The organism is Stenotrophomonas sp. GD03958, from assembly GCF_029839005.1.
GTDB classification, from domain to species: Bacteria; Pseudomonadota; Gammaproteobacteria; order Xanthomonadales; family Xanthomonadaceae; genus Stenotrophomonas; species Stenotrophomonas hibiscicola.
In genome coordinates this window covers 53,305-75,780 of the sequence record NZ_JAOBZT010000005.1, presented here as the reverse complement: position 1 = coordinate 75,780, position 22,476 = coordinate 53,305, and the positions used below count along the sequence as shown (strand labels likewise).

At 63.8% G+C, this 22,476-nt stretch carries 19 protein-coding genes; 11 read left to right on the top strand and 8 right to left on the bottom strand.

All coding sequences use genetic code 11. From position 1 onward, the window contains the following. Positions 1–106 precede the first annotated feature (106 nt). The 7 genes from N5C25_RS02925 (at position 107) to N5C25_RS02895 (ending at position 6,602) form a co-directional block, all read left to right on the top strand. On the top strand, positions 107–376 hold the full coding sequence (locus N5C25_RS02925) for a hypothetical protein (RefSeq protein WP_019660300.1): 270 nt from the start codon (positions 107–109) through the stop codon (positions 374–376). Positions 377–629: 253 nt separating this feature from the next. Beyond that, on the top strand, positions 630–878 hold the full coding sequence (locus tag N5C25_RS02920; RefSeq protein ID WP_019660301.1) for a hypothetical protein: 249 nt from the start codon (positions 630–632) through the stop codon (positions 876–878). A 16-nt stretch (positions 879–894) separates the two neighbouring features. Next, positions 895–1,071, top strand: coding sequence for a hypothetical protein (locus N5C25_RS02915; RefSeq protein ID WP_227852274.1), 177 nt, complete (start codon positions 895–897; stop codon positions 1,069–1,071). Positions 1,072–1,288: 217 nt separating this feature from the next. After that, on the top strand, positions 1,289–2,992 hold the full coding sequence (locus N5C25_RS02910) for an ATP-binding protein (protein WP_058981443.1): 1,704 nt from the start codon (positions 1,289–1,291) through the stop codon (positions 2,990–2,992). 236 nt (positions 2,993–3,228) lie between these two features. Then, positions 3,229–5,370: a TonB-dependent receptor gene (locus N5C25_RS02905; RefSeq protein ID WP_279936376.1), complete on the top strand. Its 2,142-nt coding sequence runs from the start codon at positions 3,229–3,231 to the stop codon at positions 5,368–5,370. 198 nt (positions 5,371–5,568) lie between these two features. Next, positions 5,569–6,135 carry a UDP-N-acetylglucosamine acyltransferase gene (locus N5C25_RS02900; RefSeq protein WP_251101754.1) on the top strand — a complete coding sequence of 189 codons (567 nt, stop codon included), beginning with the start codon at positions 5,569–5,571 and terminating at the stop codon, positions 6,133–6,135. Further along, positions 6,132–6,602, top strand: a complete 471-nt coding sequence (locus N5C25_RS02895) for a hypothetical protein (RefSeq protein ID WP_251101753.1) — start codon at positions 6,132–6,134, stop codon at positions 6,600–6,602. Before N5C25_RS02900 ends, N5C25_RS02895 begins: the two co-directional genes overlap by 4 nt. A gap of 133 nt (positions 6,603–6,735) precedes the next feature. Here N5C25_RS02895 and N5C25_RS02890 read toward each other — a convergent pair whose 3' ends face one another. Next, a complete protein-coding gene (locus N5C25_RS02890) occupies positions 6,736–7,089 on the bottom strand; it encodes a winged helix-turn-helix transcriptional regulator (RefSeq protein WP_019660307.1) in 354 nt (117 codons plus the stop codon). A 101-nt stretch (positions 7,090–7,190) separates the two neighbouring features. Here N5C25_RS02890 and N5C25_RS02885 point away from each other — a divergent pair, with 101 nt between their 5' ends. Together N5C25_RS02885 and N5C25_RS02880 are read left to right on the top strand one after the other, a co-directional pair. Next, entirely contained in the window at positions 7,191–8,180 is a 990-nt protein-coding gene (locus N5C25_RS02885; protein ID WP_279936375.1) for an oxidoreductase, read from the top strand. Positions 8,181–8,330: 150 nt separating this feature from the next. Further along, positions 8,331–11,084 (top strand): UvrD-helicase domain-containing protein, encoded by a 2,754-nt coding sequence (locus tag N5C25_RS02880; RefSeq protein ID WP_279936374.1) that lies wholly within the window; start codon positions 8,331–8,333, stop codon positions 11,082–11,084. Between the two features lie 300 nt (positions 11,085–11,384). Here the strand turns inward: N5C25_RS02880 and N5C25_RS02875 are convergent, their stop codons facing one another. Then, a complete protein-coding gene (locus N5C25_RS02875) occupies positions 11,385–12,179 on the bottom strand; it encodes a M15 family metallopeptidase (RefSeq protein WP_071227571.1) in 795 nt (264 codons plus the stop codon). 258 nt (positions 12,180–12,437) lie between these two features. Between N5C25_RS02875 and N5C25_RS02870 the strand changes: the two genes are divergently transcribed. After that, positions 12,438–14,207, top strand: coding sequence for an adhesin (locus tag N5C25_RS02870; protein WP_279936373.1), 1,770 nt, complete (start codon positions 12,438–12,440; stop codon positions 14,205–14,207). Between the two features lie 587 nt (positions 14,208–14,794). On the opposite strand, the gene N5C25_RS02865 is transcribed toward N5C25_RS02870, so the two are convergent. Continuing rightward, positions 14,795–15,496: a hypothetical protein gene (locus N5C25_RS02865; RefSeq protein ID WP_279936372.1), complete on the bottom strand. Its 702-nt coding sequence runs from the start codon at positions 15,494–15,496 to the stop codon at positions 14,795–14,797. A gap of 220 nt (positions 15,497–15,716) precedes the next feature. Here N5C25_RS02865 and N5C25_RS02860 point away from each other — a divergent pair, with 220 nt between their 5' ends. Next, positions 15,717–16,172: a GIY-YIG nuclease family protein gene (locus tag N5C25_RS02860; RefSeq protein WP_279936371.1), complete on the top strand. Its 456-nt coding sequence runs from the start codon at positions 15,717–15,719 to the stop codon at positions 16,170–16,172. Here N5C25_RS02860 and mobF read toward each other — a convergent pair. From mobF to N5C25_RS02835, 5 genes are all read right to left on the bottom strand, one after another. After that, positions 16,162–18,996 carry a MobF family relaxase gene (gene mobF, locus N5C25_RS02855; RefSeq protein WP_279936370.1) on the bottom strand — a complete coding sequence of 945 codons (2,835 nt, stop codon included), beginning with the start codon at positions 18,994–18,996 and terminating at the stop codon, positions 16,162–16,164. The genes N5C25_RS02860 and mobF overlap by 11 nt on opposite strands. 64 nt (positions 18,997–19,060) lie before the next feature. Continuing rightward, positions 19,061–20,932: a helicase HerA-like domain-containing protein gene (locus N5C25_RS02850; RefSeq protein ID WP_279936369.1), complete on the bottom strand. Its 1,872-nt coding sequence runs from the start codon at positions 20,930–20,932 to the stop codon at positions 19,061–19,063. Beyond that, positions 20,910–21,668: an ankyrin repeat domain-containing protein gene (locus tag N5C25_RS02845; RefSeq protein ID WP_279936368.1), complete on the bottom strand. Its 759-nt coding sequence runs from the start codon at positions 21,666–21,668 to the stop codon at positions 20,910–20,912. The genes N5C25_RS02850 and N5C25_RS02845 overlap by 23 nt, the downstream gene beginning before the upstream one ends. A 107-nt stretch (positions 21,669–21,775) precedes the next feature. Then, positions 21,776–22,003, bottom strand: coding sequence for a hypothetical protein (locus tag N5C25_RS02840; RefSeq protein ID WP_005410158.1), 228 nt, complete (start codon positions 22,001–22,003; stop codon positions 21,776–21,778). Between the two features lie 227 nt (positions 22,004–22,230). After that, positions 22,231–22,434, bottom strand: coding sequence for a hypothetical protein (locus N5C25_RS02835; RefSeq protein ID WP_279936367.1), 204 nt, complete (start codon positions 22,432–22,434; stop codon positions 22,231–22,233). Between the last annotated feature and the right edge of the window lie 42 nt (positions 22,435–22,476).

The window sequence follows — 22,476 nt, the reverse complement described above, 5'->3', positions numbered from 1 at the left end:
CCACCAAGGATGCTCGACCACGCGCTTCGGGTGCAATGAACACATTTCGTGGATGTGCCTTTGGGCAAAGTGCAGCCGACGCCCCTCGGCCTGCACCGGACCCGCAATGCGCCACCACCGCGTTCCTGCCCACCACGATGCCATTGCCTTGCAGGCCGGCATGCTGGGCAGTGTGCTCGGCGTAGCGCTGTTCAAGGCCATCGCGTTATCTGCATTGGCGGCCGGATCGGTGATGGCCATCGGGCTGTGGCTGGTGGCCTGCGCGCTGCTGGCTGCATGGGCGCTGGCCGCCTATCTGGCGTGCCTGGCGCTGAGCCGGCGTGTGTTCGTGCTGATGCTGGTGCTGTGCACGGTACTGATGATCTGCATCGCCTGAGCCGGCAGGGCGGGACTTCTTCTGTCGCCTTCATTGTCCTGCGGGACCCGCTTCAACAAGGGCGTGGAGTGTGATCAAGCGAGCGCGACGGCTGTGACAAGCCGTGGGACCTGATTGGAAAGGATCCCTGAAAAGGAACCCCTCCCCATTGCCGCGCCTATCTTGATCGTGTCCATGCATCTGGCTGACTGCGCCATCACGGCCAACGCGCGACGATGCGATCTCCCAACCTCCCTGCCCTGTCGAGATCCAGATGCCGGACACTGCTCATCCTGTCATTCGCGCATTCGAGGCCGTGTTCGATCTGTCCGGCGGCGTGCAGCGCATCACTGCGCTCACTGTTACCTGCCGGCATTGCTCCTCGACCAGTTCGGCCAGCGAAGACAATCTGGTTCACCTTCCGGGTGGAGCACTGTTCCGCTGCGACGAGTGCGGCTGCCACCAACCGGTCAGCCACGCCAGGCTGTCGGATTGGCAACCGACCTCGTTGCTGGGCATCTGAGGGCCGGCTCATGGGCATGACGGCGCAACAGCGGGAGATCCTGGAGGCAATCGCCGCTGCGCAACCGGTGCGCGGCGACGCGGCGACGTGGGCAGTCAACGCGGGTTTGGCGGTACAGGCGGAAGACGGGGATATCGATCTCACCGACGCCGGCCGCGACGCCCTCGCCGCGCGGACCGCACGTGAGGACTAGACGCGGCGATCAGGCCGCCTTCGCGACCTTCCGCCAGGGGCAGAGTCCGCGGGCGTAGTGAGCAGCGCGCGGCGGTCCCGATCGCGGCAACCTGCAGGACAGAGGTGCAACGCTGCCCCGTCAACCGAAGTGGTGATGCCCTTCATACCGGTGATGTGCAGGGCGCCATGACATCCACTCGGCTATGCTGCGCCACCTTCCTGCGCCAATGGCGGCCATGCATCCTTTTCCCCTGCCCGTCTCGGCGCCTGAGCAGCTTGCCTACCGACTGCTGCAGGACAGTGACTGGGCGCGTTCGGCCACTGCCGCGAGCGCACCGGCCGAGCTCCGCATGTTGCTGGCGATGATCCTTGATTCGCCCGAACCCCTCTGGCTCGCCTGGGGCAAGGAAGACAAGGCCTTCTTCTTCAATGATGCCTACCTGCCGATGCTGGGGGAAAAGCTGCACGGCGCGATGGGCAATCGCCTGGAGGATGTCTGGACCGACGTATGGCCGGATGTGGTGCAGGCGGTCAACGATGCCTTTGCCGGCACCAGCCGCAGCTTCAAGAACCTGCCCCTGATGATGGACCGCGACGGCACGCTGCGCGAAACATTCTGGACGTTCTCCTATTCGCCGCTGCGCGTCGGCTGCGGCAGTGTGGCGGGCATCCTGTGCGTGGTGAGCGAGCAGACCGAACGGGTGATCGAGCGCGACCTGCACAGCCGCCAGGTCGCGGCGATCACCGAGCAGGCGCGGGAGGCCCACCTGGAACTGGTCCGCGCCCGCGAGCAGCTGCGGCAATCGCAGAAGCTGGAAGCGATCGGCCAGCTCACCGGCGGGGTGGCCCACGACTTCAACAACCTGCTGCAGGTCATCACCGGTTCGGTGGACATGCTCCTGCATACGTGGCCGGCAGACGACTCCCGGCGCCGGTACATCCAGGCCATTGCAACAGCATCGGACCGCGCCACCAAGCTGACCGCGCAGCTGCTGGCCTTCTCGCGTCGCCAGAGCCTGTCGCCGGAGGTCTTCGATCTCTGCGAGAGCGTGCACGCGCTCTCGGATATCATCACCACGGTTCTGGGCGCGCGCATCCAGGTATCGTTGTCGTTGCCCAGTACGCCGTTGCCGGTGCTGCTGGACCGGACCCAACTCGACACCGCATTGATCAACATCGCGGTCAACGCCCGCGATGCGATCGACGGGCACGGCAGGGTGACCATCGAAGTGGAACAGGTCACTGCGGTGCCTTCGGTGCGCTTCGCCGCCCCGATGAAGGGCGACTTTGCTGCCATCAGTGTCACCGATACCGGCGCAGGCATCGACCCTGCAGTGGTCGACCGCATCTTCGAGCCCTTCTTCACCACCAAGAGCGTTGGTGCCGGGACCGGGCTCGGTCTCAGCCAGGTGTTCGGTTTCGTCAAGCAGTCCGAAGGCGAGGTGGACGTGCAGAGCCAGGCGGGCGCCGGTAGCCGCTTTACGCTGTACCTGCCGCTGGCGCAGGCAGGAGAAACGACGGAACGGCCGGCGGCGCAATCGGGGCTGCAGCATGGCCACGGCGTCTGCGTGCTCGTGGTGGAAGACAACGTCGACGTGGCCGAATTTGCGGTTGGCGCCCTGCGCGAGCTCGATTACAGCGTGATGCTTGCGCGCAATGCAGACGAGGCCTTGGCGGAGCTGGAACGGGATGCCTCGCGCTTCCACGTGGTGTTCAGCGACGTCGTGATGCCGGGCATGAACGGCCTGGATCTGGCCCGCACCATCCGCGACCGCCTGCCAGAGCTCCCCGTCATCCTCACCAGCGGCTACAGCGAGTTGCTTGCCCGGGATCCGGGCCACGGCTTTACCCTGCTGCGCAAGCCTTACTCGTTGAAGCAGCTGGCCTCGGTAATGACCGAGGCCGCGCGCCGCGCGCAGGCCGTGGTGGCATCGCCCTAGCGGGCGCGTTGCTGAAGCGAACCGAATCCGCGTCCCAGTGAGGACTCCGGCGCGGACGCTTTGCCGCCGACCTCGCACCGCTGATGGCACGTGGGGGGCCGCACCGGTGTGCGGGTGGCTTTGCCGGGCACACCGTACACCCACCCGAGCCTGCGTCCACAGGGTACCAGGGGGGATGGGCCACGAACCTTTGCAAATGCTAATCTTTCTCATTTGCAGCCCATCCTGACTCCCTCATGCCCCCTCCCGCCCTTCTGAAGAACGCGCTCTGCGCGGCGCTGTCCCTTTCCCTGGCGACGCCTGCATTGGCCTCCCAAGCCCCAGCCGACGCCCCGAAGGATCTGGACAAGGTCGAAGTCCGCGGCCGCGCGCAGACGCTTTACCGCGCCAACGATGCCGCTGTCGGCACCCGCACTGACACGCCTCTGGAACTGGTCCCTCAGTCGATCCAGGTCGTGCCGCGCGAGCTGATCGACGACCAGGCCGCGCGTCAGGTCACCGACCTGTATCGCAGCATCAGCGGCATCAGCTTCTTCAGCTATGCCGGCGTTACCTTGCGCGGTTTCCGCCAGGAAAACGTGCTCTACGACGGTCTGCGCGGCGATCCCTATGCAGGCTTCTCGGTGCCGCAACTGTTCAACATCGAACGCGTGGAAGTGCTGAAGGGTCCGGCCGGTGCGCTGTACGGCGGTGGTGATGCGGGCGGTGTCATCAACTACGTGACGCGCAAGCCCAGGGCTACCGCCGAACGCCGGATCGAACTGCAGGCAGGCGACAAGGACTTCCGCGCCGGATCGATCGAAGGCACCGGCCCGTTGAATGCCAACGGCAGCATCCGCTATCGCGCCGGCCTGTATGCCGACACCGAGCAGGGCGTGCGCTGGAATGCCGACAGCGAAAGCGTGATCGGCGATGCATCGCTGGCTTTCGATGTCGGCCAGACCGGCGAACTGGTGCTGCAGTTCACCGACATCACCCAGAACCTGGGCGGCAACCGGCTCCGGGGCGTCCCAGTGAACGATGCCGGCACCTTCCTGACCGACCGGCGATGGAACCACAACGAGGCCAGTGATTTCCTCGACATGCGCGCCAGGGTGGCGCTGGCGCAGTATCGCTTCGCACCGCTCGATACGCTGGACGTGGATATTGCTGCGCGCTGGTTCAGCAACAACGAGCACCAGATGTACCACGAACCGATGGGGCTGATCGACCGTGACCGCGATGGCGTGGCCGAGTGGATGACGCGCCAGCTGCGCAACCAGATCCGCGACAACGAGGCGTTCACCGCCAGCGGCAATGTCGTATGGCGGATCAACACCGGCCGTATCGAACACAAGGTGCTGTTCGGCGCCGACGTCTACCAGCTCGACGCCGACTTCACCGCGCAGACCGCCAACAGTGCCGACCTGGTACGCGGCGCCGGTCCGGTGCGCGGCATCGATCTGTTCAACCCGGTCTATGGCGCCAGCACCTGGCACGACTACAACCTGGCCGCCCTGCCCTGGCGCAGCACCGCCACCCGCAGCAAGCGTTACGGTGGCTATCTGCAGGATGAGCTGGCACTGGGTACGCGCTGGCATGTGCTGGCCGGACTGCGTTGGGATGGTTTCCAGGACGACGATCGCATCACTGGCGGCAGCGTGGATGGCAACGACCTCAGCTGGCGGCTGGGCAGTACCTTTACCGTCCGGGACGGCGTGAACCTGTATGCCAACATCGCCAGCGGCTTCGTGCCGCAGAGTGCCGCCAACCAGAATCCGGCAGCCGGTGGGCCCTTCGACGCTGAGCGCAGCAGGCAATGGGAAATCGGCCTGAAATCCCTGCTGGCCGACCGTGTGACCCTGAACATGGCGGCCTACCGCATCGACCGCAGCAAGATCGTGCAGGCCAGCGGCGAAGTGCGGGACGGCGTGAACCAGCTGGCCGCGCTGGGCCTGGTACGCAGCACGGGCATGGAACTGGACCTGCTGGCCGACGTGACCGAGCGCTGGGTGGTGAACCTGACCTACGCCTACAACGACGCACGGGTGAAGGATGCCGGCCCGAACGGCATCACCAATGCCTCCGGAGACCGCTTCGCGAATGCGCCACGCAACAAGCTCGGCCTGTGGACGCGCTACGACCTGCCGTCGATCAATTCGGCCATTGGCTTCGGCGCCGACCATGTGGGCCAGCGTGTCAGCCTGGATGGGCAGACGGTCAAGGCTTACACGGCGTTCGACATGAGCTGGAAGACCACGTGGAAGCAGTGGCAGTTCCAGGCCAACGTCAAGAACCTGTTCGACAAGGTGTACGCGGCCAGCGGCTTCATCGAGCGCAACGGGCATTTCCCGGGCGAGCCGCGACGGGTGTATGTGCAGGCGGCCTACCGCTTCTGAGCCATTGATCCGGTCCCCTTTTGGGAATTCAGGCGAGCCGCGGGGCGGGCCGCGCATGCGCCCCCGATTCAGGTATGCTTTCGCGCGTTCAGCCACACCAGCAGGTCGCCGGCGGCAAAGCACGCGGTGCAGCACGGACGTTGCGGACGAGCACGAGACACACCATGGATGTTTCAGCGTAACCACAGGGGAAAATGGATGAAGAAGTTTCTGTTCGCAGCGATCCTCGCTGTGTCGCTGGTGGGCTGCACCACCAATCCGCCGCTCAATTTCTCGGTGCCGAACGTCGGGGTCAGCAGCAAGAAGATCGACGGTGAGCTGAAGTCGCTGACGGTCACACTGGCACGCCCGGACGAGGCCAAAGGCAAGATCCCGGCGCAGGCCCAGCACGAAGTGCCGCAGATGTGGCAGAACGCGCTGACCGAAGCACTGAACAAGATGGCGGTGTTCCGCGACGATGCGCCGGTGAAGCTGAGCCTGTCGGTGAAGATCCTGGCCATTGACATTCCCACTTTCGGGGCATCGATGACCACAAAGACGATCGCCCGTTATGAGCTGATCGATCGTGCCACCGGCAGCATCGTCTACACCCAGGACGTCAGCGCTTCCGGCGAGGTGCCGTTCAACTATGCATTCGCCGGTGTCATTCGCGCTCGCGAATCCATCAGCCGCTCGGCGCAGAACAACATCGCCCAGTTCCTGCAGGCGCTGGAGACCGTGGACATCACCAAGCCGATGTTCCCCAACAAGCAGGAAGCACCGTGAGACGCCCGTTGCTGACCGCTTCGGTGGCGGCAATGCTGACGGCCTGCGCACCCAACGTGCGCACCGACAGTTACTCCATCGGCTCGGTGGGACAGGTCAACCGCACGGTGGGCGGTACTGTCATCAGCGTTCGCGCGGTCAGTATCGACGGTTCGCAGGGAGGCGGAGCCGTTGCCGGCGCTGCGGCTGGCGGGGTGGCCGGCTCCACCATCGGCGGCAGCGACCAGGCAGCGGCCATCGGTGCCATTGGCGGCCTGGTGGCAGGCGCGATTGCCGGTGCGGCCTCTGAACGCGCACTCTCCCAGGCCAAGGGCCTGGAGTACGTGGTGCAGACGGAGAACGGCAATCTGATGACCGTTGTGCAGGGCCCGGACCCGGTGTTCAGCACCGGCACGCGGGTCTTGGTGCTGTATGGATCCCCCTCGCGGATCATTGCCGATCCGCGTCAACCGAAAGCTGCTCCGTAGTACCCGTGATGCCCCTCCTGCCAGGGGCATCGCTCCAGCCGCTACGGGTGGTGTCATTCAACCCATCCGTATTGCGTGTAAGCGCGAGCGCATCCGGCCGGAATGCGCCGCCGCAGTGGAACCGGAAGTGTCTTCAACCTTGGCAATCGCCTTCCGTGCTTCCATGGCCGCGATAGGTTTCTCCCCACTCGCGCATGGCCAGCAGCACCGGCACCAGCGTGCGCCCGAACTCGGACAGCTCGTATTCCACTTTCGGCGGCACTTCCGGGTACACGTGGCGGATCACCACGCCATCGGCTTCCAGTTCACGCAGCTGGCTGGTGAGCATGGACTGGGTGGCATTGGGCACCCGTCGCGTCAATTCCATGAAACGCCGCTTGCCGGTCATCAGGTGAAACAGAATGATCGGCTTCCACACGCCACCGATGACCGACAGCGTGACTTCCACCGCGCAACCACTCTTGCCATCCCACCGTTTGCTACGCATGCATACTCCGGAAAACCATAGTACCTACGAAAAATCGTCGTTCTTGTTGCGATAGAGGCGCGAGCCTAGCATGGCCCCATCCCATGAATGTGAGGCCATCCATGACGTTCAAAGCACTGCTGACCCGCAAGACGAACAACCAGCTTTCGACCGAACTGGTCGATTTCGACGAGGCCAACCTGATGGAAGGCGACGTCCTGGTACAGGTCGAGTACTCCACGCTCAACTACAAGGATGCGCTGGCGCTCACCGGCAAGAGTCCGGTCATCCGGACGTTCCCGCTCATTCCAGGCATCGATCTGGCAGGCGTAGTGCTGGAATCCAGCAGGGCCAACTTCAAGCCCGGCGATCGCGTCGTGCTCAATGGCTGGGACCTGAGCATGGGCCACCACGGCGGCCTGGCCCAGCGCGCGCGCGTGCGGGGCGAGTGGCTCAACCGGATTCCCGACAACCTGACAACCCGCGACGCCATGGCCATCGGCACCGCTGGCTACACCGCGATGCTGTGCGTGCTGGCCCTGGAACATGCCGGGGTGGCGCCTGCACAGGGCGATGTGCTGGTCACCGGCGCCAACGGCGGCGTCGGCTCGATCGCGGTGGCGATCCTCTCGAAGCTGGGCTACCGCGTGGTGGCCGCCACCGGGCGACCGGAGCACGCCGACTATCTGCACAACCTGGGTGCGGCCGAGATCATCGATCGTGCGCAGCTTTCGGAGCCGCGCAAGCGGCCGGTGAGTGCCGAGCGCTGGGCCGGCGTGGTGGATGTGGCCGGCGGCACGACGCTGGTCAATGCCATCGCCGAAACGAAGTACCGCGGTGCCGTGGCCGCCTGTGGCCTGGCCCAGAGCGATGCGCTGCACGGCTCGGTGCTGCCCTTCATCCTGCGCAATGTGACCCTTGCCGGCATCGATTCGGTGAATGCGCCACAAGAGGTTCGCCAGCGCGCCTGGGATCGGCTCGCGACCGACCTGGATCCGCGGAAGCTGGAAAGCACCGTGCAGCAGATCGGCCTGGCAGAGGTGCTGGATGTCTATGAGCAGATCATCCCCGGCAAGGTGCGCGGCCGCATCGTCGTGGATGTGAACGCCTGACGCCTGTCGCGCTGGCGAGGGTGCAATGCCATCGCTGGCTCGCGTGTGCGAGTGACCGGAAACGCAGCGTGCCATGCCAAGCCGCCTTATCATGGGTCGGCAAGGGCGCTTTACGCCCGGTGACGTACGCAAGGCAGTATCTGGATGTCTATGGAATGGCGCCCCTCGGGCTGGGGCCAGCGTGTGACCCGCTCGCCGGACTGGCAGTTGCGGCTGGATGGCGAACAGGTCGCGCTTTTGATCGACGGCAGGCAGTACCGCCAGCATGTAGCGAACGAACACAGCGTGCGGGTCGTTCGCGGCGTGCTCTGGTCCAGGGTCGAACTGACGACCGAGCGCGGTGAAGCACTGTCCGTGGATGGGCTGCCCAACAGCCAGGGCTCCCGGCTTGCCGCTGCCGTGCAGCACGTGCTTTTCGCGCGCTCCAAGCGGGGGCGCAAGGCACTGTTTGAGCGCGTTCTGGCGCAGATCCAGGCGTGGCTGGCCGAGGCAGATGCGCTTACCGACCGAGGCGCCACCGGCCGCCGCTGGATCACGCACGAACAGCAGCAGGCGCTGCTGGCCGACCGCCCCACCCTGCCCCTCCCGCCAGCCGAGCTCGAGCAGCTGTTCCTCGACGAGGAGGTGCACGACGACCTGCACGCGCCCGGCCACCGCATGGCGCTGGACGCACTGCACGACTGGCAGCTGGATTGGCCCGCCGTGTGGGCGGACGCCAATGAGGCAATGGCGACCCGCGAACTGGGTCTGGCCAAGCCCATCCTGGACCGGGTCGAGAGCAGGCCGCTGACCGAGGAGCAGGCTCGCGCCGTCATCTGCTTCGACAACCGCGTGCAGGTCGTGGCCGCGGCCGGCTCCGGGAAGACCTCCACGATGGTCGCCAAGGCCGCGTATGCCATTGATCGCGGCTTTGTCGAACCCGAACGGATCCTGATGCTCGCCTTCAACAAGGATGCCGCCCAGGAGCTGCAGGAGCGCGCACAGCGATGCTTCAGCCGGCTCGGCATGGGCGACACCGTAGTGGAGGCCCGGACCTTTCACGCCCTGGGCCTGTCCATCATCGCCAAGGCCACGGGGCGCAAGCCGGATATCCCGGAATGGGCGGTCGACGCGGCGCTGGGCTTCAACAAGCTGGCCGACCTGGTGGACGACCTGAAGGATCGCTCGATCCACTTCCGCACCCAGTGGGACATGTTCCGCCTGGTATTCGGGCGCGACCTGCCGCCATTCGGCGCGGAAATGGAGGCCGATGGCTACGACCGCGATGGCACGCCCTACATCCGCACACTGCAGGGCGAGCGGGTAAAGAGCCTGGAAGAGTGCGTGATCGCCAACTGGCTGTTCTACAACGGCGTGGCGTATGACTACGAGCGGCGCTACGAGTTCGATACCGCGACAGACACCCACCGCCAGTATCGTCCGGACTTCTACTACCCGGACGCCCGGCTGTATCACGAGCACTTCGCGCTGGATGCCCATGGCCAGCCGCCGCCGCACTTTGCCGATTACAGCGAAGGGATGCACTGGAAGCGCCAGCAGCATGTGGCGCGCGGCTCCGCCCTGGTCGAGACGACGTCATTTGGCCTGCGCAGTGGACAGGCCCTGCAGGATCTGACCGAGCGGCTGGGTGCGTCTGGTGTCGAACTCGACCCGAACCCGGATCGCGAGCTGCCTGACCAGGGTGCCAGGCCGATGCCCGATGCCGACCTGATCGGCTTGATGCGGACCTTCATTGCGCACGCCAAGAGCAACTGCCTGACGCTGGAGGATATGGCAGCGCGCCTGCGGCAGATGCCTGAGGATCAGTTCAAGGAACGCTACCGGCGCTTCCTGGAGATCGCCGGGCCGGTTTTCCAGGCCTGGGACGATGCACTGGCTGACGAGCGCAGCATTGATTTCGAAGACATGCTCAACATGGCCGCCGGGCTGCTGGAACAGGGCCACTATGAATCACCCTACGAACTGGTGATGGCCGACGAATTCCAGGACGCTTCGCGCGCCCGTGCGCGCCTCTGCCGTGCGCTGGTCAGCCAACCGGGCCGCTATCTGTTTGCGGTGGGCGATGACTGGCAGTCGATCAATCGCTTCGCTGGCGCCGACGTTTCGGTGATGACCGGTTTCCGCGAGTGGATGGGGCATGGCCAGGTGCTGAAACTGGAGCAGACGTTCCGCTGCCCGCAGGCACTGTGTGATGTTTCCAGCCGCTTCATCAGCCGCAACCCCGCGCAGATGGCCAAGAAGGTCCGCTCTGCTGCGCCGGCAGTCGGCCCGGTGCTGCAGGCGTTCCAGATGAACCGGCGTGAGGAGGTGCAGGATGGCGTTCGCCAGTACCTTTCGAAGCTGCACCAGCAACTGTTGTCAGGCGCGGTGGCGCAGGGCCGCAATGGACGCGTCACGGTCTTTGTTCTGGGGCGGTATCGCGCGGATCGCGGTGCGATGCCTTCGGATTGGAAGACGGCCTTTGGCAGCACGATGGACGTCGAGTTCCTGACCGCACATCGATCGAAGGGGCGCGAGGCGGACTACGTGATCCTGCCGGGCATGATCAACCGCAGCTTCCCGAGCCTGCGTGCGGATGACCCGGTGCTTTCGCTGGCGATGCCGGACGGCGATACCTACCCATTGAGCGAAGAACGACGGTTGTTCTATGTCGCGCTCACGCGTGCGCGGCGGTCGGTTGCGATGTTCACCCTGCAGGGCAAGCACTCGCCATTCCTGGATGAGCTGGTGAAGGACGGAGCAGTGGAAGTGACCGCGATTTCAGGTGCGGCCATTTCGGAAGAGCGCTGCCCAGCGTGCAAGGTTGGCGTGTTCGTGGACCGCAATGGGCCGCATGGGGCCTTCCGGTCGTGCTCCAGCTATCCGTTGTGCCACAACAAGCCGAAGGATGGGCGTCGCGGGTAGAGAAGCTTGAGAAAACAAGAAGGCCCCTGTCGCCAGGGGCCTTGTGGAATCCTGGCGGAGAGAGTGGGACTTCCTTGAGAAGTGCCCTCACCCCTTGGGCGGCTTGGGTTTCACCCATCTGGGAGGTGCCCTGGAATGTGCCCGCCACGAGCATACCCCTTGCGGTGCAACGGATCCAGCCGTTTTTGCAGCCCTTGGGAGCGTCAATCTCGATCCCCTCCGAACCTGCGCGATCAGGGCAGATGACCCGCTTACCCCCACTCTCCGCCGAAAAGGGAAGCAATCCGGTGGACCGCTTCCTCATGTATGTCTCAGGGCAATTGGGGCCATGGGACAGGACGCCTCAGCAAACGGTTCTGGACGGAGTCCTTTCAACGGCGGCCTTGCCCCATAGCTCCATGGCCGGCTCACCGTCGCCCAAGACGCACTGCAAAGCACGGACTCGCACGCCCAGTCCGGCGCCAACTCGGAATCGACGCTCCAGGCCCACCGAGGTGCTCTCGGTAGGTCAGACACTGACTCCGCCTTGGCAATCACTGTTTGCATTGATCGTCGGGGGGCAGATCCGCCACGAATGGCTACCAGGCACTCGCTGCGCATCTCGACGTGGGGCATGTCCTTGAAGCTCTTCCAAGCCCCACCCCACCTCAATCCCGCCTGCTGGGCCAGCTCACCGAAGCGTTGGTAGCCCTGCCGCACCTGCTCGTCCGTCAGGTCCCAAGACGGGCGGCCGCGCTTGTAGATGACCATGTCTGCGGCCCAACCGTGGTTGTGGCAACTGCTGCCTGGCCCCACCTGGGTCACGCCCTTTTGGCTGGCGAGCAGCGCGGCCTGGCGCTGTTCAGAACGGTAGCCCTCCATCAGCCGCAGGTCGTAGCCCTCGTCCTTCATCTGCAAGGCGATGCGTTCCAGCGTTGAGCGAAGCTCAGGGTGGACACCGTCCCACTGCGGGGCGTCCTTGTGACGGTGGAACAGGCGTTTGAAAAACCCTGGCTTCTTCCCGTGGACCTCAACGGAATCGGTGGCTGGCACGTGAGCGTGGACCAGGATGGGGGCGCTGGCCAATGCAAGCGCGAGCAACAAGCGTTGAAACATGAGTAGGCCTCCTTACTCACATGAGCGATGCACTCATGCAAGCGGAGAATCGAGAATGCGCAAGGGGGGGCTTGCGGAATCTTTTCCCTGACGTAGAAGAAGAGGGGTGGGGAAAAGTCGGCCCCACCGCTTCCCGGCGCAACGGCTCCTCCTACCGTTGTGCCGGGAAGTTTCGTTAGGGGGGGCTTGCGCATTCCAGGATCTGATCTATTCGTGAGTGCACACGATCACTCATTTCATATCCCAGGAGGCCATCCCATGAAACGCTCCCTCATCCACTGCGCTTTGCTGGCGGGCCTCTTTGCAGGCACGGCGCAGGCCCAGGTTCAAGTGGGCAACGGCGCCGTTGCCACCAAACCCGATACCACCGCGGTGGGCGACCGCGCTCAATCGTTGACGATAGGGGCCACGACCATCGGGGCAGACGCCCTCGCCGATGGCGGGGTGGAGGTGAATGAAAACGGCGTTCCGGGCGAGTGCCTGGGGGCCACCGCGGTGGGCAATCGCGCCACCGCCCGCGGGTGCAGCACAACCGCTCTGGGATTCTTGAGCGAAGCGCAGGGCCCACATGCGCTCGCCATTGGCTCTCGCGCACAGGCATTCGCGGTTTACGCCGTCGCCGTCGGCCCTCAAGCGCAAGCCACCGGCGACTTTGCGGTAGCCATTGGAGGGCACAGCTTGGCCAGCGGAATCACCAGTGTGGCCATCGGCTCTAATGCCCGTGCGCCTGGAGCCAGTGGGACCGCTGTAGGGCCGTCCGCAAAAGCCAATGGAAACGGTGGAGCGGCTTTCGGCAGCGGTGCGACTGCGCAAGGCGTTAACAACCTGGCGCTGGGCGCCGCATCCCAGACCGAGGGCGAAGGCGCATCCGCCGTCGGGCCCGGTGCCAACGCCACCGCCGACTTCGCGGTTTCCTACGGTTACGGCGCTGGCGCTGCCGGCGAGGCCGGCACCGCCGTGGGCCCGTGGGCCCAGGCGTTTGCGCCCTACTCTGCAGCCTTCGGCGCGTCTGCCACGGCCAACGCCACAGAAGGCGTGGCATTGGGGCCTCGTGCCGCGGCCAACGCATGGGGATGCGTGGCCGTGGGCGCCAACACCACCTGCGATGAAGAAGAGACCGCAGCGTTCGGCAACCGTCGTTTGACCCAGGTTGCCTTGGGCAAAGCTGACGACGACGCCGTGGTCGTCAGCCAACTGCGCACCGCCGTGGAAGCCCTGGGCGCTGGCGCTACCGTAGTAAACGGCGTGATCGTGGCGCCGAACTACCAGCTGAGCAGCGGAAACAACCACACCACCGTGGCCGGCGCTATCTACGATCTCGACGGGCGCGTTCACCAGCTGGAGCAGAACCCTGGCGGTGGTGGTGGCACCACCGGCCCGCAAGGTCCGACCGGCCCGCAAGGTCCCGCAGGCCAGGACGGTAAAGACGGCAAGGATGGCGGAAGCAGCACCACGGTGGCCGGGGCCAACATCGAGGTCACGGACAACGGGAACGGCACCCAAACCGTTGGCTTGAAAGACACCATTGAGCTGTCCGAGCAGGGCTCGGTCCAAGTGGCCAAGGCCATCCACAACAGCGACGGCTTCACCGTCCAGGGCGGCCCATCGGTCACCCGATCCGGGATCAACGCCGGCAACCAGCGGGTAACCGGAGTGGCAGCAGGAGCGATCGCTCCAGGGTCCACGGACGCGATCAACGGTGGTCAATTGTGGGATTACCAGCGGGAGCAAGACGACCGCTGGAACCTGACGGACCGCCGTTTCCGCCAGCTCGACAAGCGGGTGAGCGGTGTGTGCGCCATGGCCCAAGCCAACGCCCAAATGGCCACCTCGACGTCGGCGATCCACGGTGAGAACCGCAACCGCTTGGCCGTGGGTGTCGGTGGCTGCAGCGGCCAAGCCGCCATTTCCATTGGCTACACTCGGGACGTGACCACCCCACGCGGATCCCCATCGGCTTTCTCTATCGGGGTTTCCCGCAGCGGACAGGACACTGCCGTGGGCGCAGCCTGGGCCATCGGTTGGTAACGAATGTCAGCAGCGAAAAGGAGGTGATCGTGTCTCGGCAAGGGCCCTTCGGGGCCCTTGTTCGTGGCGTCAATTTATTGAAATTCTATTTATATACAATAACTTACGATTGACTAAGGCATTGAAAGCTGGTAGAATCTGCACCGCTAAGCAGTGTAGGAGCCGGACTGACAATCCCGCCTGCAGTGATTACGGCTGTCGTAGCACTACTCACGCCAATGCTTTCCATTGCCCTAGAAGCCGTCAGGGAATGGTTGACCAACCACGACGCAAAGGAAGATGACACATGCAGCACTAACAATTACAGGAATACCTCAATGAATAAAGAAACAAGTAACAGCAACACGCTTGCAACACGCCTCAAGAAACACCCGCTTTGCAGAGCCCTTGGCGTGGGCTTGAAGGTGCTTTACGACACGACAATTGCTGTAGGAGCAAGCGCGCTCCTTACATTACACAGGTCAACGCGCGGTGAGCCATGCTCCCCATTGACCGATATGAAAAGCCCGGGTCGAGCCCGGGCTTTTTCTTTGGAACGCTGCCGCTATCCGCCGCCTCCGATCCGGCAGAGCCGAAACCGCCCAAACCTAGCCCCGTCTTTTCTCCGTTGCCACGAACGCACCATGGGAATGAAGAACCGCGAACGTGTTCCCCTGGACGTGCTCTGGCCAAACCTGTCCTGGCAGGCCCACGAACTCCAGCGGGAGGTTCGCCTCTTGGTCTGGTTCGAACCCAGCGAACGGGTCAAAGCTCTGCGGCTGCCAGTCCTCGAACTGAAAGTCCCTGTTCCAGACCATTGCAAAGGCCAGCGGATAGGCCTTCAGGACATAGATCGCCGAACTGCCGTTCCCACCCAAGATGCCCAGCCCGAAGTCGCGAAGAACCGTTCTCCCGCTGTAGGGATACACCCAGTAGTGAAGCCGAACCTGGCGTAGAAGATCTGACCGGTCATCGAACAGGTGCTGGCTGTGGCGTTCGTCGTAGCGATTCAAGCCCACCGATGACATGTGGCCCAGAACTCCCCTTGCCACAAGCTGCGGCTGGACGCGGATGCTCTGGTAGTAGGTGACCTTGCTTCGATCACCCAAGATCTCCGTCACCTGCCGGCTCATCGATACAAGCGCCTTGTCGTATCGAGAAAGCACCGAGCCGTTGCAGGTCCTGCAGATGCTCCTGAAGCAAACACCATTGGGCATCTTGTGGGACCGCGGCTTCTTCTCTCCACTGATTGCGTCGGCGACGCTGGACACCCTCAGGGCGATGCCTTGAGCCCACGCCTTGGGTGGCACGTGGTTTTCAGTCAGGTCGGTTTCCTGCCCGCATATGTTGCAACGCCCCTTGGAAGGTCCAACCGGGAACTTAAAGGTCACTCGCCCGCCCCATGCTCGCCATGAACTGCGAAGAGATTACACGCAAGCGACGTGTGGCCTCTCACGTCCTTCGCAGCAGGCTTGCCAACTTCAAATTCTGATCTATTCGTGAGTGGGTCGTTTTACTCACGGAGAGGCCATGACCCAGCGCCACCACCTAGGACGCAGCGAGAAGTATCACGCCCTGCCCCGCACCCTTTACGCCCTGCTATTCGACGACGGGGGATGCTACGTCGGCCAAAGCTCAAACCCGCAGCAACGGGAGAAGCAGCACCGTTCCCGGCAAGGTGGCTGGCACCGGCCTTTCCGCTTTCATGCGCTGGAGGTGGTGACAGCCACCAGGGCGGAAGCCGAAGCGTATGAGCAGGCGTGGCGGGTGAAGGCCTCCCGGGAGGGGGGGCGTATCTACGCCGAGCCGCCGGGGATTGTGGTCAACCCGAACCGGCTGGCAACGCCCCACGTGCGATGGCTGGCCCACCAACGGCGGTGGCAGCTGGGAACACCGGTGAAAGCCCCCTCCGAACGCGTGGGGTGGTGGCCGTGGGTAGTGGTGGTGATCAGCGTGTTAACACTGGCCCGATGCGTCACCGGGTAAGCCTCATCTCGCGCCGTTCCGCGTTCGAGATTGGCACCTCGGTTTCCGATTTCAGCCCGGCCAACAGCGTTTCCACGTCCTGGACCAGTTTCCGCACCGGAGCAGCCTGGGTCTCGGACAAGCCGACGCTCAGCGCCATTTCCTTGTGCCGTTCGGTTCCCAGCCGTTCGGCCATGCGCTCCAGCATCTCGTCGGTCGTATACATGCGATAGCTGCCCTTGGTGAGGCGGGTGAACGCCACCAAGGCCGACTGCTGGTCGAGCATGCCCATGTTCGTGGCCAAGTGGTAAACCTCGGATTTCCCCTGTCCTTGCGCCTTGTGGACGGTCATGGCATACCGGTGGGCCAAGGCGTTGTGCTCGCTGGTGTTGAACTTCAGGATGCGCCCGTCCTCTTCCGGGTTCGAAGAGTCGATGCGCACCACCAGGTCGTAGCCACCGGATTTGTCCTTCCGGATGCTCTCCACCGTGCCCTCGGTGCCGTTGATGACACCCAAGTCGTTGTTGGTCGCCGTGAACATCACACGGTCGCGGCGTGAGAGCGTCAGATCCTCCCACTGCCCTTTCACGATCGAGCGGAAGGTGAATTCCTCTCTGTCCAGCACGCCTTGCTCCTGGAGCCCCTTTCGGATGCCCGTGGTGAGGGCTTTGACTTCAGAGCGCGTGTGGGCCAAGACCAGCTTCTCGTCCATCGGCGTTTCGTCTTTCAGGTAATCGTCCACCAGCGCCTTGATGGCCTGTCTTTCCGTTCCGAAGTCGTCGATGCAATTGCGCTGCTTGAGGTTGTTCAGGATTTCTGTGCCCATATCAAAGGTGCCTCGGCGGCTGCGGTGCCCGCGGCGCATGTCCTTGACCTTCCCCTGCTGGTCCCGCTCGTAGAAGCTGTTGGCAGTGATCAGGTCACCGGCGTTCTTCTGCCGGCGGATCTCGGTCAGCTTCGTGTCGCCCAGGGCCATCTTCGCCAGTTCAAAGCCGTTGCCCGCGGCGATGGGCTGAAGCTGGTCACTGTCCCCTTGCAAGATCAGCTTGGCGCCCACCCCTTGGCAGTAGGTCATCAACTTCAAGGTATCGCCGGTGGCAATCATCCCGGCTTCATCGAGCACCACCACAACGTTCTTCGTCAGTGCAACCTTGCCCTGCCGGAGCTGGGAAAAGAACTTTGCAACCGACATGCAGGGCATGCCGGACTCTTCTTCCAGCTTAGCCGCGGCTTTACCCGACACGGCCAAGCCCATCAACTGCTTTCCTTCGGCTTCGAAGCACTGCTTGTAAACCTCGGCCACGGTGGTCTTGCCGGTGCCGGCCAACCCCGACATGACCCCCACGCCGGCCGTGCCGTGGGTGAGGTGACCGATGGCGGCGTTCTGCTCCTCTGTGAGGGTGAACCCCTTTCGCTTCTCATACGCGGCGATCACCCGGTCTACTGTGGAGCGGAACAGCTTGAGATCCGTCTCGTTCTCCCGCTCCTTCGAGCGGCGGATGATCTCGGCCTCCCATTCGACCATCCAGGTGGCGCAGAAGCGATCCTCCCGGTGCTTGCGCGCCAACCGAACGCCCCGGTCGTCTTCGTGGAGGTATTCGGCTTTCACGCGCACCAGATCGTCCTGCTCGGTGAACTCATTCACCATCCTGAGGATTTCTTCTGAATTTTTTTGTCCTGCGAACTCCATCCCCAACTCCCGGACCAGGTCATGCTCGCAGAACATCGCCTCGTTTTCGTGCATGCGCTGCAAAACCTCGTCAAACGTATGCGGGTCCAGGTGTTGGCCTTTCGTCTGCTTGAGCGACTGGGTGGTGGGAACCAGCTCCGGGTGCTCTTTAGCGATGTTGGCGAAGGTTTGCTGCCAGTCCTTGACCACCTGCTCGAAGGGCGGTTCTTCCTTTTTTTTGCGGGTGGCCTTGCAGGCCTCGTCGTGGCTGGCGTTGGGGTGTTCCTTGACGTAGTCCAGGATTTCTTGGCGGCGGGTCTTCGTCTGAAGCACCAGCTCCCGGTCGATGCCGGCAATCGTGGTGAGAGTCTGGCCCGTTTCGTGCCCCATCACGTCCACCTCGCGTTCCCGCTGAATCCCATAGCCCAGCGCTTTCATCGCGGCGTAGAGCTCGACTTTGTAAAGGTGATCCGCGGCGTGCCGGTGACGGTAGATTTCGATGGCGTCGAAGGTGCCCCACTGACCGTCCTCGCCCATCGAGATCCCGTAGACCAGGTGATGGGTGTGCAGGTCGGGTTCCACATTCCGGTTGCTGACATGATCGGCGGCTGTCCATACCAATCCCGCCGTGCCTATAACGTCTACGCCTCCTTGTCCGCGCCGGGTCTCCACTTTGCTTTCGATGTAGCGCATGGCCACGGCGCAGGCCTGGCGGTGGGCCTCCAGGATGGCCAGCTTCTCGCGATCATCCGCCAGCGCAAACGCCACGCTCACGTCCCCCGGGGCGGAGATGGTCAGATCAAACCCGACCCGATGGCCGCCCTCCCACTTCTCCATTGGCTTGCCATCGTCGTCCAGTCGCACGTTGCCCATGCGATCCGTCTTGATGACCAATTGGGGCTCCTCTCCCGCGTTTTTGCACAACGGCCTTCCGGTGGGTGAAAAGCCCTTGCCCAGCAACTCCATCACCCTTCGGGTGACCGGTTGATCTTCCAGGTCGAGTTCGGCGGCGAGCTTGCCGCCCCAATTGAGCGTCTGCCGCGGATCGGGACCGCTGCCGGCGTAATAGGCCACGGCGCTGTCGATGGCCAGGCACTCGGTGGCCAGCATGTAGTCGAACATGTTTCCGTTGTTCTTGTTGTGGCCGCGGGCATCGATGCGGGTGCAATTGATCATGGGGCTCCCTTAAAGAACGTTGACTGTTCCAAGGTCCCAGAAAACGGAGAGTTGGCAAGGCCGATCACCGCTTGAAAAGCGCGTCGATTTCCTCGGGTGTCATGGTCAGCACCCGCTGGACCGTGTCGATGCCTTCTGCGGTGGTTGGGAAGGCCAACGCGTCACCGGTCAAAGGGGGCAATTCAGCTTCTCCCACCACACCGGCCGGCTTGGTGGTCCACGCGGCGGCCACCTGCCCTTCGCGAACCGTTGGATGGCTCCTGCCGGGCCACGTCAGCAACAGCACGTCCCCGCCCATTTGGACGATCGCCTCGATGCCCCACTTCTCGGAACCGTAGCGATTGCCTTTGCGGAAACCCAACCGGTCGGTGAGCTCACCGCTGGAAACCAACGCGCGGCTCTCTTCGTGAATCTGGGCCTTGTCTTCGTGCCCACGCCAGGCGATTTTCCGCTTGCCGAGCTGGCTGGCCAGCTTGTCCCGGGTCGCCCCCATCTGCACTTGGCACACCACGTGGGTGCCCACCAGCGATGAGAAGGCCTGGGCGGTCTTGTCCCCGTAGACCAGCTCAATCTGCGAGTGATCCTGGACGGCCATGACGGCCACCACGCCTTTGCTTCGCCCCAATGCGAGCAACGGATCGATGTTCAAGCGCCCTGCGCTGGTCAGCTCGTCGAACACGAAGTAGAGCCCACGCCCGCCTTCGTTGTCCGGCAAGCCTGGCCCAATGAGATCCGGCACGGCCACGTTGATCATGGCGGCGATGTAGGCCTTCGTGAGGGTCGGATCGGGTCCGGATTGAACGATGACCTGCTTGCGCCCGGTGTAGTCGTCCCGTATCCATTCGGTCATCGAGAAACGTCGCTTTCCCACCACCGGCCATGCGGTGGCCAGATCGTCGATGAGGCGGGTGAAGCCCCCCAGGGAAGACAGCACGCTGGACGTGGTTTGACTCTCCGGGTCACGCACCAGTGCGGCGCCGCGGGGGTAATGCGGGCGCATGCCTGCGGCCATCTCCGCGGCCGGGCGGCGCACCAAGGCCGCCAGATCGGGCCATCCCCACTGGCTAGGACGGGTGTTCTGGAGTTCGCGCACGCACCCGATCAACAAGTCCTGGGCGGCCATGCTCCAAAATTTGGCGTTCCCGTCGCCCTCTGGGATGAGAGAGGCGGCGAACGCCGCCGCTTGGGTCGGGGTCCGCACGTCGGCGGCGACGTCCCACACGTGGGAGCGCGCATCGAAGGGCGACACGATGATGGGCCTTTTGAAAATCGACGTGAAATCACCCTTGATGTCGTAAAGGAACAGCTTTGCGTCCCTCTTTCGCGTCAGTTGTTCCAGGATGTGCTTGAGGATGACGCTCTTGCCCGAACCCACCGAGCCGGTGATCAGAACATGGCGCGCCCAATGCTTTTTTGGCAACAACAGATCTGGATGGAGGGACAGGGCGAAGGGATCCGCCTCGGCGTCTTTAGGGGTCGTCGAGCGGCGCCGGGCTTCGTCCACGGCCTCCTTTCCTTCCAATAGCCGCGGTCCGGCCAGGTGCCAGGTGTTGCTCACTGGCTCGGCCGCCTTGAGGAACACCCGCAGACCGAGGCCCGCCGCCAGCAGAAGCGACACCCCGATCCGGGACCACGTCGCCACTGGGTGGTGGTAGGACACCAGTTCGATGAACTCCCGTGCCGGAGCCCGAGCCGAGATGCCGACGGTCAGGAAGTGGTAGACGGTCACCAGTCCGCCTTTTAAGGCATCGGCAAAACGGATGAGCGAGCCATCTGGATTCGGCAAGAGCCAGGCAACGCCCATGCTCCCCACGTAGGCCACGCCAAAAACGAATGCACCGGCAAGAACGGCGCGGTGCCAGTATCGGACCGGCTGGGAAGGCGCAACGCTGCCGGGCACGTCGCCCAGCGCGTCAAAGGGCTTGGGTTTGCTCATGTCGGTGCATGCGCGTTGGGGTCCGCCCTCGCCACCCTGGCTGCTCAGGATTGGCGCCGTGGGCCATCAGGTGGAGGCAGGCCCGGGCGTGCTTGTGAAGGGCGGCAAGGTGGAGCGGTGCCCACCCGTGGGCGTTGAGGGCCGCCACATCGGCGCCGGCGTGGACCAGCGGGGTGACCAGCGAGGCGTGACCAAACCGGGCCGCGTGGTGCAGGGGCGTGTTGCCGCTGGCATCGGGCAGCCGGGCGTCCGCGCCCATGCCGATGCAGGCCAGCAGTGCTGCTTCGTGGCCCGCCCGGGACGCCCCCACGAGCCAGCCCTGCCACGGTGCGTTCTCCCGCAACCGGCTTGCATCGGACTGCCGAGTCCGCGCTTCCTCCACCGCCATCGCCATGCCTTGGAAGAGCGAGGTGTGCTCTGCCATGGACAACCCAGCCACCCTCTCTGCCAAGGTGCTGTAAACCATCGGCTCGTCACGGTCTGCCAAGCGCCCCTCGTAAGCACGCACCAGGTTCCGGGTGGAGGCCCGCGTGGGCGCGTCGAACCCCAGGCGATGCAAGCCCCAGCGCAGGTCCACTTGGGGCGCATCATCGTGCTTCCGCTGGCGGACCTGCCAGACCAGATCGCCCAACCGACCCTCGACAGGGGCAACGCTCAGGGCGTGGGCGCGCGCCAACACTTGCGAGTCGTGAAGGCCTTTGGATGCGCCGGCTTCGCGCGCGAGCGCGCCCGCCAAGGCCTCCGCTCGTTGGAGGCCCGGGGGACGCAAGAGGTGCATCAGAGATTCTTGGATGTCCATCTCTATTGTTGTAGAGCCGAATCCGCGACCGTCAAGAGAACGTGTTAGCTGTTGAGGCGAGTAGCCACCGCAACACTGAAATGCCGAAGAATCTCAGTGTCATGCCAGAGCTTCTGCCCTGGGCTACTGCTGTCCAGTTCCTGAAGCACATTGTCCAAGCTTCTTCCAGCCAAAACCTGGGAATCCACATACCCCCCGACCAAGGCGAAAGAACTCAAATGCTCGGGAGCAACGTCGGGAAAACGGTGGAAGTTGGTGTTGTTGATATTCATCTGGTCCTCCTGCAGTGGTAAGCCGATGTGCCTCATCGGAAAGGTCCAGCTCGATCGCTGGTGAACTAATGGGCTAACGCGTTAAACGCTGTCGGGTGGGCCAAAGACGATCCAAACCAGCATGTAGAGAATCAGCGCGGGATAGAACCAGAAATCAAACCCCTCCCAGTCAAACCGGCGCCAACGCTTCCTGCACCTCGCGCGCAGCCTGAGCCAGCGCCGGCTACTCATAGGAAGGAACTCTGGACCACCACCCCGATGGTCACAAAGCCCACCGCCGCTATGGCCATTACCTTGAGCAGAACCGGAACGGCCGGGGGGTAGACGAGAACAGCGGCTGCGAAGGCCGCGGTCAGCAGGAACAAGCTGGTCAGCAGTGGAACCGCGTTTTCGAAAGCGAAGTCTTTGAGGGCATTGAACAACGTGGACATGGCGGCTCTCCTTTTGGTTTTTATGAGTAGGTCTCCCTACTC